Source organism: Kitasatospora sp. NPDC094016 (assembly GCF_040304045.1).
Lineage (GTDB): Bacteria > Actinomycetota > Actinomycetes > Streptomycetales > Streptomycetaceae > Kitasatospora.
The window spans coordinates 45387-56784 of sequence record NZ_JBEOUK010000021.1 but is presented as its reverse complement, the minus strand read 5'-3'; the positions used below and the strand labels follow the sequence as shown (position 1 = coordinate 56784).

Below are 11398 nucleotides of genomic sequence, written 5' to 3'. Positions count from 1 at the left end.
TGACCGTTTGAACGACGACCAACCCTGGCTGGTGATCCCCCGGCCGCGCCCGGAGGCGACCCGTCGGCTGGTCTGCCTGCCGCACGCCGGCGGCAGCGCGGGCTTCTACCGGCCCTGGGCCAACCACCTCTCGGCGGCCGTCGAACTCCAGCTCGTCCAGTACCCGGGGCGGGAGGAGCGGATCGAGGACCCCTTCGTCCAGGACGCCGCGACCCTGGTGGCCCAGCTGACGCGGGCGCTGCTGGAGACCGACCGCCCCGGTGTCGAGACGGTCGTCTTCGGCCACAGCATGGGCGCGCTGCTCGCGTACGAGACCGTGCAGTCGCTGCGCGCGCAGGGCCTGCCGGTGGCCCGGCTGGTGCTCTCCGGCTACCCGCCGCCGCAGGCGCCGGCCGGCTCCGGCGACGGACCGGCCGGGCGGGCGCCGGCCCTGCCCCGCGGCGACGACGAGCTCCTCGCGACGGTCGCGGGCCACGGCGGGACCCAGATGTCGATCTTCGACGACCCGGACATCCGGGAGATGGTGCTGCCGATCCTGCGCAACGACTACCTGCTGATCGACTCCTACCGGCCCACCGCGCTGCGCCCGGTGGACTGCGGGGTCGTGGTGCTCACCGGGGACTCCGACGTCACGGTGAGCGTCGAGCGGGCCCGCGGCTGGGAGGCGCTGGCCGGCAAGGAGTTCGCGTTCCACGTGCTGCCCGGCGGGCACTTCTACCTGACCGCGCAGCGGGCCCGGGTCATCTCCTTGCTGCACGACTACCTGCTGGACGGGGGCTGAGCCGGCCCGGCCGGACCGCGAACCCCCGCCGAACGCCCGTCGAACCCCCGCCGAATTCCGGCGAGTTCCGGCGAGTTCCGCCGAACAGATGGCACCCCCAACCATCGGGTGCCATCTGTTCGGCATGTCGGAAAACCCCCGGCGAACGCCGGGACGCGCTGGAGTGCGTGTTTCCGCTGAGGCTTAAAAGCCTGTTTTCCGGAGGCTCCGCTGCCGCAGGATTTCGAGCCATGGGACAGCCCGGGGCTCCGGGTTGAACGACCGGCTGAGAGGGTCAGGAATGCTGGGCAACGTCGTCATCGTCGGTGGTGGGACATCCGGTTGGATGACCGCCTCGTACCTGCGCGCCGCATTCGGCGATCGCATTTCCGTCACGCTGGTGGAATCCAAGCGAATCAAGTCCATCGGGGTCGGCGAGGCGACCTTCAGCACCGTCCGGCATTTCTTCAACTACCTGGGCCTGCCGGAGCACGTCTGGATGCCCAAGTGCAATGCCACCTACAAGCTCGGCATCCGATTCGAGAACTGGCGGCGCAAGGGCCACTACTTCTACCACCCCTTCGAGCGCCTCCGGGTCGTCGACGGCCTGCCGCTCACCGACTGGTGGCTGAACAGCCGCTCCGGCGACCGCTTCGACCAGGACGTGTTCCTGATGGCCGCGATCTGCGACGCCGAGAAGTCCCCGCGCTACCTCGACGGCACCCTCTTCGAGCAGGACTTCAAGGAGGGCGGCAACACGGCCGAGCGCGACACCCTCACGGAGCAGGACACCCAGTTCCCGTACGCCTACCAGTTCGACGCCTCGCTGCTGGCCGACTTCCTCTCCGGATACGCCACCGAGCGCGGCGCCAAGCACATCGAGGACGACGTCGTCGAGGTCGTCCAGGACGAGCGCGGCTGGATCAGCGGTGTGCGCACCAAGGAGCACGGTCTGATCGAGGGCGACCTCTTCATCGACTGCACCGGCTTCCGCGGCCTGCTGATCAACCAGACCCTGGAGGAGCCGTTCAACTCCTTCCAGGACACCCTGCCCAACAACCGCGCGGTGGCGCTGCGCGTCCCGGTCGACATGGAGAAGCGCGGCCTGCGCCCCTGCACCACCGCCACCGCCTCGGACGCCGGCTGGATCTGGACCATCCCGCTGTTCGGCCGGATCGGCACCGGCTACGTCTACTCCGACGAGTACGCGACGCCCGAGGAGGCCGAGGCCACGCTGCGGGCCAAGGTCGGCCCGGAGGCGGAGGGCCTGGAGGCCAACCACATCAGGATGCGGATCGGCCGCACCCGCAACGCCTGGGTCAACAACTGCGTCGCCATCGGCCTGTCCAGCGGCTTCGTCGAGCCCCTGGAGTCGACCGGCATCTTCTTCATCCAGCAGGGCATCGAGGAACTGGTCAAGCACTTCCCGGACGCCAACTGGGACCCGGGGCTGCGCCGCTCCTACAACCGCATCGTCGGCAACACCATCGACGGCGTACGGGAGTTCCTCGTCCTGCACTACAAGGCCGCGGCCCGCGAGGACAACGCCTACTGGCGGGACGCCAAGACCCGGGTGATGCCCGACGGCCTCGCCGAGCGGATCGAGCTGTGGAAGGCCAAGCCTCCGACGGAGGCCACCATCTTCCCGCACTTCCACGGGTTCGAGTCCTACTCCTACCTGGCCATGCTGCTCGGCCTCGGCGGCATCGAGCTCAAGGCCCCGCCCGCGCTCGCCCTGCAGGACGGCAGCCGCGCGGAGAAGGAGTTCCAGCTGCTGAGCGACCAGTCCGCCGAGCTCCTGAAGCGCCTGCCCAGCCAGTACGAGTACCTCGCCCAGATGCACTGACCCTTCGGCGCCCCGAGAAAGGAGGCACCATGGACAGTCTTCCGTACGTACCGGCCGCGGTGACGCTCGCTCTGCTCGTCCCCGTGGCACTGCTCGGACGCCGGCTGGCGAAGCTGCTGCGGCAGCCGGAGATCGTCGGCGAGATCATGGCCTGCCTCCTGCTCGGGGCGCTGCTGGCGAGCCAGTGGCACTGGAAGCCGGCCACCATGGACGGCGGGGCCGTCCTGGAGAAGGCGGGCCACCTCGGCCTCGCGCTCTTCCTGGTGGGCGCCGTCCACGAGATCCGGGCCGGCGGCAGCCGGCTGGGCGGGCGCAGCATCGCGATGACCGCCGTGGGCTCGCTGCTGCTGCCGCTCGGCTGCGGCGTCGCGTTCGCCGCGTGGGTGCTGGCCGACGGCTCCCCGGCGCTGCGCGGCGGCGCCCCGGCCGGGGTGCTGGTCCTGATGCTGGCGATCGCGCTGGCGGTCACCGCCGTCCCGGTGCTGGCCGGCATCCTGGACGACCGCGGCATGCTCAACACCGCGATCGGCCGGCTCTGCATGGCGGTCGCGGTCTCCATCGACGCCGTCACCTGGTCGCTGCTGGCGATCGCGGTCGGCCTGGCGCACGGCGGCGGGAAGATCACCCCGTACCTGGTGTTCGTCGTCGGCCTGCTGGGCGCCTGGCTGATCCGCCGGGCCGGAGCCCTGCCCGGGCCCCGGGCCTGGGCCGAGCGGATCCCGGTGGCGGTGCCGATCGGGCTGACGGCCGCCGCGGCCGTGGCCGCCGCGCTGACCACCTCGCGGCTGGGCCTCACCGACGTGCTCGGCGCCGTCCTGGTCGCCCTGGCGCTGCCGGGCGACGACGGCGCCGGCCCCTGGACCAGGGCCGCCCACACCGTCGGCGGCTGGGGCCGGATCGTGCTGCCGCTGCTGTTCACGGTGACGGGCATGGGCCTCGCCTCGGCGCCGCTCAGCGTGTTCTCCTGGCAGGCCGTCGTCCTGTCGGTGGTGCTCGCGATCTTCGGCAAGCTGGTCGGCAGCTACTACGGCGCCCGGGCGGCCGGCCGGCCCCCGGTGGAGTGCATGCGGATCGCGGTGTTCCTCAACGCCCGCGGCCTGACCGAGCTCGCCGTCCTCCAGACGGGTTACCAGGCCGGGATCCTCACCCCGGCGCTCTTCCTCGCCCTCGTCGTGATGGCCCTGTTCACGACGGTGCTCAGCGGTCCGCTGCTGTGGGCCATCGACCGGCGCACGGCGAGCGCGGACGCGCCCCGGACCGCGGAGCCGGTCCCCTACCCAGTCGAGCGGTGAATCACGTGGAACTCGTCACCTCAACCCCCTCCGACTTCCGGACCTTCATGTCCGGCTTCCCGAGCGGCGTCGCCGTCGTCACCTCGCTGGACGACGTGGCCCGGCCCTGGGGCATGACCTGCTCCGCCCTGTGCAGCGTCACCGTCGAACCGCCCACCCTGCTGGTCGGCATGCGGGCGGAGAGCCCGACGCTGAAGGCCGTGCTGCGCAGCGGCCAGTTCGCGGTGAACCTGCTGCACGCCGAGGGCCGCGGCACGGCCGAACTGTTCGCCTCCGGCGACCCGGACCGGTTCGACGCCACCACCTGGCGGCTGCCCCCCGGCGCCGGCGGACCCCACCTCGTCCAGGACGCCCACGCGGTGGCCGACTGCCGGGTCAGTCAGCTGGTCCCCGTCGGCGGCCAGCGGATGGTCTTCGGCGAGGTCATCCGGATCACCGAGCTCAGCGACGCGTCGCCGCTGCTCTACGGGAGGAGGCAGTTCAGCACCTGGCCCGCCTAGCAGAGCTAGCAGAGCGTCCCCACAGACGCCCAGACCACCGTTGTGGAGGAGAGATGACCGCTCAACCCACCGACGCGGACACGCCGCAGGGCACACCCGCCCGCGACCAGGGCATCCAGCGCCACAGCGCGATGCCGGTCCGGAAGTACCAGCCGTACCAGGCGGTCGGGCTGCCCGACCGCGGCTGGCCGGGCCGCCGCGCGGAACAGGCCCCGCTGTGGTGCAGCGTCGACCTGAGGGACGGCAACCAGGCCCTGACCGACCCCATGGACATCACCCGCAAGCGGCGGATGTTCGACCTGCTGGTCGCCATGGGGTTCAAGGAGATCGAGGTCGGCTTCCCCACCTCCTCGCAGGACGACCACGCGTTCCTCCGCCACCTCGTCGACTCCGGCGCGATCCCGGACGACGTCGTCGTCCAGGTCATGACGCCGATCCGCGGCGACTTCATCGAACGCACCGTCAAGGCCCTGGAGGGCGTGCCGCGCGCCGTCCTCCAGATCTTCAACCCGACCTCGGAGGTCCAGCGCCGCCTGGTCTTCCGCAAGGACCGCCGGCAGACCACCGCCATGGCGCTCGACGGGGCCGAACAGGCCCTCAAGCTCCAGGACTCGATCCCCGGCACGGAGATCTACCTCCAGTACGCGCCGGAGTCCTACACCCAGACCGAGCCGGACTACGCGCTCGAACTCTGCAACGCCGTCCTCGACTTCTGGGCCCCGCGGGCCGCGCACACGCTGCGGATCAACCTGCCCTCCACCGTCGAGGTTTTCCCGCCGCAGGAGTTCGCCGACCGGATCGAGTACACCCACCGCAACCTGCTCCACCGCGAGCGCACCATCCTCGGCGTGCACCCGCACAACGACCGCGGCAGCGGCGTCGCCGCCGCCGAACTCGCCGTCCTCGCCGGGGCCGACCGGGTCGAGGGCACCCTGTTCGGCAACGGCGAGCGCTCCGGCAACGTCTGCCTGGTCACCCTGGCCATGAACCTGTTCTCCCAGGGCGTCGACCCGATGCTGGACCTGGGCGACATCGACGGCATCCGCCGCATCGTCGAGAGCTGCAACCAGATGCCCGTCCCCGCCCGCCACCCGTGGGCCGGCGACTTCGTCTACACCTCCTTCGCCGGCTCCCACCAGGACGCCATCGCCAAGGGCCTGCGCGCCCGCGAGGAGTCCGGGCAGGAGGTCTGGGACGTGCCGTACCTGCCGATCGACCCGCGCGACATCGGCCGCGACTACCAGGCGCTGATCCGGATCAACACCCAGTCCGGCAAGGGCGGCATCGCCCACCTGCTGCGCACCGAGTACGGCATCGAGCTGCCGCGCCGCCTCCAGATCGACTTCGCCGCCGAGATGCAGGCGGTCTGCGAGGAGATCGGCGGCGAGATCACCGGCGACCAGCTGTGGGAGCACTTCGTCGAGCGGTACGTGGCGCTGGGCACCGAGACCGTGCCCGGCCTGCCGCAGCCGGAGCCGCTGACGGCGGAGCCCGGCGACACCCGCTGGAGCGTGGCGACCGCCGAGGCGGTGGCCGGCTACGGGCTCGACGCCGTCGTCCAGGGCCTCGTCGTGGAGCGGGCCGGCGCACCGCTGAACGCGGTCACCGCCGCCTTCGAGATCGTCGTGGACTCCCACTCCTACTGGGGGGTCGGCATCGCCGAGGAGGAGGGCGAGGCCGTCGGCCGGGCCGTCCGGGTCGCGTCCCTGCGGGCGCTGCTGGACACCGAGCGGTCCGGCCTGTCCGAGGCCCGCTAGGCCCTGTCCGGCCTAGGGCCGGCGGGCTTCACAGGGCCGACGGGCCGGGCCGGCGGGCCGAACAGGTCCGCAGGGCTTTGACAGGGCCGCCGTGGGCGGGGGAGGGAGGAGCCAAGCATGCCCTGGAACACCTTGATCGACGTGGCGCGGGAGGACGTGCTCCCGCTGACCGCCCAGATCCGGGACGGCATCAAGCGGGAGATCGCCGAGGGGGCGCTGCACCCCGGCACCCGGCTGCCGTCCAGCCGTCAGCTCGCCGAGGACCTCCGGGTGTCCCGCAGCGTCGTCGTCGAGGCCTACGGGCAACTCGTCGCCGGCGGCTACCTGGAGGCGACCCGGGGATCGGGCACCCGGGTCGCCACCCACCTGGACCGGGGCACCCGGATGCCGACCCTGCTCGGCGACGCCCGCCCCGCCCCGGTGATCCGCTGGGACCTGCGGGCCGGCGGCGCCGACGCCTCCGCCTTCCCCCAGCGCGAGTGGCTGGCCGCCTACCAGCGGGCCGCGCGCCGGCTCGGCCCGCGCGACCTCGGGTACCCGCCGGTGTCCGGCGTCCCGGCGCTGCGCGCCGAACTCGCCCGCTACCTCGGGCGGGCGCGCGGCGTGCACACCACCCCCGAGCACGTCATGGTGGTCTCCGGATTCGCCCAGACGCTCGGCCTGGTCTGCGCCACCCTGCCCCGCACCGGCCTCGGCGCGCTCGCCGTCGAGGACCCGTGCCACCCGCAGCAGCGCCAGTTCATCGTCGAGTCGGGCCTGGACTGCCCGTCCGTCCCGGTCGACGAGCACGGCATCGACGTGGCCGCGCTGGCCCGCACCGGCGCCCGCGCGGTGCTGGTCACCCCCGCCCACCAGTTCCCCACCGGCGCCGTGCTCAGCGCCGAGCGGCGGGCCGCCCTGGTCCGCTGGGCGGAGGACGTGGACGGCTGGATCATCGAGGACGACTACGACGGCGACCTCTGGCTGGACCACGGCCGCCGGCCCACCGCGCTGCAACGGCTGTCCCCCTCCCGGGTGCTCTACGCGGGCACCGCGAGCAAGTCGCTGGCCTCCGGGATGCGGCTGGGCTGGCTGGTCGCCCCGCCCAGGCTGCGCCGCCGCCTGGAGGAGGTCCGCTCCCAACGGGACCTCGGCTGCGACGTGTTCACCCAGCACGCGTTCGCCGAACTGCTGGACGGCGGCGAACTCGACCGCCACCTGCGGCGCCAGCGCGAACGGCTGCGGGCCCGCCGCGAGGTCTTCCACGAGGCCGTGCGGCGCCGGCTGCCCGGGGCCCGGATCGTGGGCGCCTTCGCCGGGCTGCACGCCTACGTCCAGCTGCCGCACCGGGTGGACGAGGCCGCGCTGGTCGCCCGGGCGCTGCGCCGCTCGGTGCTGGTGCGCGGCGGCCGCTCGTACCACCACCGGTCCTGGCAGTCCGGGCCGGCCCTGGTGGTGGGGTACGCCGGGGTGCCCCGCAGTGGCGTCGCCGAGGCGGTGCGGGAACTGGGCGAGGCCTACGCCGAGTCGGCGGCGGACGGTTGCCTGCGCAGTGCCTGAGCCGCGCCCCGGCACGCGGCCGTACGAGACCGGGAGACGCCCGGACAGACAGCGGAGAGTCGAGGACACGGCATGGTGACGACGAGGACGGGTGGCGCCGCCGCGCCGCTCGCGGTGCGCGAGGCGGCCTGGCACCTGCCGGAGCAGCGGGTGCCGGTCGGCGAACTGCCCGAACTGGCGGGCCTGGACGGCGAGCGCGCGACCACGCTGGCCGGCCTGGGGATCGACACCGTGGCCGTCGACCGCGAGCTCGGCCCGACCGGGCTGGCCGAGCGGGCGGCCCGCAGCGCGCTGGCCGGCGCCGGGCTCGCCGCCCAGGACCTGGACGCCCTGATCGTCGTCGACTCCCGGGCCCCCGAGACCCTGCTCAGCTCCGAGGCGACCAGGCTCCAGGCCCGGCTCGGTGCCGACCAGGCCGTCACCTTCGGCGTCGGCGGCCTCGGCTGCGTCTCGCTGGGCCCGGCCCTGCTCGCCGCCCGCGGACTGCTCGCCGCCGACCCGGACGTCCGGCACGTCCTGGTCGCCCACGCCTCCACCCCGGCCACTCCCGGCCGCTACCGGCACCCCGTCACCGTCAACGGGGACGCCGGGCAGGCCCTGCTGCTCGCCCGCACCGGCCCGGTGCGGGTGCTCGACCTGGTCCAGGAGACCAACGGCGCGTACTGGGACCTCTTCCGGGTGGACTACCGGGACCGCCCCTGGGAGAGCTGGCAGGAGGAGTGCCGGGACCTGCCCGGCTACTCCTTCCGGCTCGCGGTGGAGACCAGGAACCGGCTCACCGCGCTCCTGGAGCGGCTGCTCAAGCGGCACGGCCTCGACCGCGCCGACGTCGCCGGCTACGCCAGCCAGAACCTCTCGGCGGGCGGACTGCGCTTCCTGGCGGAGTCGCTGGGCGTCGACCTCCTGCCCGAGTGCCGGGAGAACCTGGCCCGGTACGGCCACCTGGGGCCGAACGACGTCTTCCTCAACCTCTGGACGGCGCTGGCGAACGGGCGGCTGGCCGAGGGCGACCGGGTCGTCCTGGTCAACGTCAGCCCGGTGGCGGCCTGGAACCTGCTGCTGGTGGAAATCGGACCCTGGGAGAGCACCGCGTGACCGACACGGCGATCGAGATACGGGAGTTCCTGACCGTCGCACTGCGCCGGCCGGTGGCGCCCGACGAGGACTACTTCGCACTGGGGCTCGCGGACTCGCTGTTCGCGCTGGAGCTGGTGGTCTTCGTCGAGGAGCGGTTCGACATCCGGATCGAGGTGGACGACCTCGACCTGGACTCCTTCCGCACCGCCGAGCGGATCGCCGCTCTGGTCGAGCGGAAGCGGGCCGGCCTGGCCCCGGGCGAGGAGACGGGGGCCGGCTGTGCCGCCCACGGCTAGCGAGACCAGGCCGTCCACCGGGGGGGCTTCGGTGGTCGACGCCGCGGCCGAACTGGCCGCCGCCGTCCGCGCCGAGGCCGCCCGCTGGGACGAGCAGGGCGCGCTGCCCGACGAGGCCGTCCGCGCGGTGGCCGCCGCCGGGCTGCTCGGCCTCGACCTGCCCGCGCGCCACGGCGGAGCCGGCGCCACCCCGGCCCAGCTGGGCGAGGCCGTCGCGCACCTGGGCGGCGTCTGCGGCGCCCTGCGCGCGCTGCTCACCGTCCAGGGCATGACGGCAGCGGCGCTGCTGCGCTGGGGCGGCGAGGAGCAGCGCGCGCGGTGGCTGCCCGCACTGGCCTCCGGCGAACGCCTCGCCGGCTTCGCCGCCACCGAACGGGAGGCCGGCAGCGCGCTCGCCGAGGTCGGCACACGGATCGAGGACGACGGCGAACGGCTGGTCGTCACCGGCGCCAAGCGCTGGGTGACCTTCGGACAGAGTGCCGACGTGTTCCTGGTGCTGGGGCGCACCGACGCCGGACCGACGGCCGTCCTGGTGGAGGCCGACCGGCCCGGGATCGTCCGCGAGCCCGTCAGCGGCCAACTCGGCCTGCGCGCCGCGCGGATCGCCCACCTGACCTTCGACCGGGTGCGGGTGCCCAGGGAGAACCTGGTGGCGCCGCCCGGGCTGGGCCTGACCCACACCGCCGCCGTGGCGCTGGACCACGGCCGGTTCACGGTGGCCTGGGGCTGCGTCGGCATGGCGGAGGCCTGCCTGGCCGACGCCGCCGAGCACGCCGCGCGCCGGGTCCAGGGCGGCGAGCCGCTGGCCGGGCACCAACTGGTGCGCTCGCTGCTCGCCCGCTCCGCCGTCGACACGGCGGCCGCCCGGGCGCTGGCCGCGCGGGCCGCGGAGGCCCGGGCGGGCTCGCCGCTGGGCGCCGTCACCGAGACCGTGGTCGCCAAGTACGCGGCGGCCGGGGCGGCGAAGACGGTCGCCGACCGGGCCGTCCAGATCCTCGGCTCGGCGGGCTGCGAGCCCGGCGTCCGGGCCGGCCGGTTCTACCGGGACGCCAAGGTGATGGAGATCATCGAGGGCAGCCCGCAGGTCGCCGAACTGCACATCGCCGACCGCCTGTTGCGTCAGGGGGTGCGCCGATGACCGGGCCGCGGCAGAGCGGGCCGCAGCAGAGCGGTGCGGAGCCGACCGGGGCGGGGCAGCGTAGCGCGGAGCCGACCGTCAAGGTCCTGGTCTGGGACCTCGACGACACCCTCTGGGACGGCACCGTCCTGGAGGGCGACGACCCGGTGCCGTTTCCCGCCGCGACCGCCGCCCTGCGGGCGCTGGACGAGCGCGGCGTCCTGCACGCCGTCGCCAGCCGGAGCGACCGGGCCGTCGCCACCGCGCACCTGGAACGGCTCGGACTGCACGAGCTGTTCACCGTGCTGGAGATCGACTGGGGGCCCAAGTCGGGCGCGGTGCGCCGGATCGCCGAGGCCATCGGCATCGGGCTGGACACCGTGGCCTTCGTCGACAACGACCCGGTCGAGCGCGCCGAGGTGGCCGCCGCCCACCCCGTGGTGCGCTGCTACCCGGCCGAGCAGGTCGCCGCACTGGCCGAACTGCCGGAGTTTCGGACCGAGTTCGTCACCGCCGACGCCCGCGAACGCCGGCTGCGCTACCGCGGCGAGGCGCTCCGCACCCGGGCCCGGGAGGATCACCAGGGCAGCCCCGAGGAGTTCCTCGCGTCACTGGGCCTGGAGTTGACGGTTCGTCAGGCGGGCCCGGACGACCTCGCCCGCGCCCACGAACTCACCGTCCGCACCCACCAGCTCAACACCACCGGCCGGACCTACGACCTGCCGGAGCTGCGCGCACTGTGCGACTCGCCCGACCACCGGGTGCTGGTCGCCGAACTGACCGACCGGTTCGGCGACTACGGCACCATCGGCCTCGCGCTGAGCGAGCGGACCGGGCACCGGAAGGGCGACGGGCCGGCCGAGGTGCTGCGGCTGCTCCTGCTGTCCTGCCGGGTGATGTCCCGGGGCATCGGGCCGGCGCTGATCGGGCACGTCGTGCGCGCGGCGCTCGCCGAAGGGCGCCGCCCGCTGGCCGAGTTCGTGCCCACCGACGTCAACCGGGTGATGCTGGTGAACCTCCGGTTCGCCGGGTTCACCGTGGTGGGCCAGGAGGGGGAGGGGCGGCTGCTGCTCGGCTACCCGCCCGCCGCTTCGCCGCCCCCGCCGCCGGGCCACCTGCGGCTGATCACCCCCGAGGCCCCCGCCGCTCCCGAGGCCGCTGCCACCCGTGAGGCCTCCGACGCCCGGAACCGGCCGTGACCGGGCCGGAATCCG

Annotated in this window: 10 protein-coding genes; all 10 read left to right on the top strand. The window is 73.9% G+C overall.

The features are described 5' to 3' along the window. The first annotated feature begins 7 nt into the window (after window positions 1-7). The 10 genes from ABT015_RS20485 to ABT015_RS20440 all read left to right on the top strand — a co-directional run bounded on the left by ABT015_RS20485 (window position 8) and on the right by ABT015_RS20440 (window position 11383). A complete protein-coding gene (locus ABT015_RS20485; RefSeq protein WP_350880978.1) occupies window positions 8-781 on the top strand; it encodes a thioesterase II family protein in 774 nt (257 codons plus the stop codon). Between the two features lie 280 nt (window positions 782-1061). After that, window positions 1062-2606 (top strand): tryptophan halogenase family protein, encoded by a 1545-nt coding sequence (locus tag ABT015_RS20480; RefSeq protein WP_350880976.1) that lies wholly within the window; start codon window positions 1062-1064, stop codon window positions 2604-2606. Between the two features lie 29 nt (window positions 2607-2635). Then, window positions 2636-3898: a cation:proton antiporter gene (locus ABT015_RS20475; protein WP_350880974.1), complete on the top strand. Its 1263-nt coding sequence runs from the start codon at window positions 2636-2638 to the stop codon at window positions 3896-3898. Between the two features lie 5 nt (window positions 3899-3903). Beyond that, entirely contained in the window at window positions 3904-4398 is a 495-nt protein-coding gene (locus tag ABT015_RS20470; RefSeq protein WP_350880972.1) for a flavin reductase family protein, read from the top strand. Between the two features lie 53 nt (window positions 4399-4451). Next, complete coding sequence (locus tag ABT015_RS20465; RefSeq protein WP_350880970.1) at window positions 4452-6155, top strand: 2-isopropylmalate synthase; 1704 nt, start codon at window positions 4452-4454, stop codon at window positions 6153-6155. Window positions 6156-6272: 117 nt separating this feature from the next. Continuing rightward, entirely contained in the window at window positions 6273-7694 is a 1422-nt protein-coding gene (gene pdxR, locus ABT015_RS20460) for a MocR-like pyridoxine biosynthesis transcription factor PdxR (RefSeq protein WP_350880968.1), read from the top strand. 72 nt (window positions 7695-7766) lie between these two features. Then, a complete protein-coding gene (locus tag ABT015_RS20455; RefSeq protein WP_350880966.1) occupies window positions 7767-8789 on the top strand; it encodes a 3-oxoacyl-[acyl-carrier-protein] synthase III C-terminal domain-containing protein in 1023 nt (340 codons plus the stop codon). Next, on the top strand, window positions 8786-9067 hold the full coding sequence (locus tag ABT015_RS20450; RefSeq protein ID WP_350880964.1) for a phosphopantetheine-binding protein: 282 nt from the start codon (window positions 8786-8788) through the stop codon (window positions 9065-9067). The genes ABT015_RS20455 and ABT015_RS20450 overlap by 4 nt, the downstream gene beginning before the upstream one ends. Before the next feature lie 31 nt (window positions 9068-9098). Next, window positions 9099-10205, top strand: coding sequence for an acyl-CoA dehydrogenase family protein (locus tag ABT015_RS20445; protein ID WP_350880962.1), 1107 nt, complete (start codon window positions 9099-9101; stop codon window positions 10203-10205). Beyond that, complete coding sequence (locus ABT015_RS20440; protein ID WP_350880960.1) at window positions 10202-11383, top strand: HAD-IIIC family phosphatase; 1182 nt, start codon at window positions 10202-10204, stop codon at window positions 11381-11383. The genes ABT015_RS20445 and ABT015_RS20440 overlap by 4 nt, the downstream gene beginning before the upstream one ends. Window positions 11384-11398: the final 15 nt, after the last annotated feature.

Coding starts and splice junctions, on each gene's coding strand:
- ABT015_RS20480 (WP_350880976.1), top strand. CDS start 1,062: ATGCTGGGCAACGTCGTCATCGTCGGTGGTGGGACATCCGGTTGGATG.
- ABT015_RS20465 (WP_350880970.1), top strand. CDS start 4,452: ATGACCGCTCAACCCACCGACGCGGACACGCCGCAGGGCACACCCGCC.
- ABT015_RS20455 (WP_350880966.1), top strand. CDS start 7,767: ATGGTGACGACGAGGACGGGTGGCGCCGCCGCGCCGCTCGCGGTGCGC.
- ABT015_RS20440 (WP_350880960.1), top strand. CDS start 10,202: ATGACCGGGCCGCGGCAGAGCGGGCCGCAGCAGAGCGGTGCGGAGCCG.
- pdxR (WP_350880968.1), top strand. CDS start 6,273: ATGCCCTGGAACACCTTGATCGACGTGGCGCGGGAGGACGTGCTCCCG.
- ABT015_RS20475 (WP_350880974.1), top strand. CDS start 2,636: ATGGACAGTCTTCCGTACGTACCGGCCGCGGTGACGCTCGCTCTGCTC.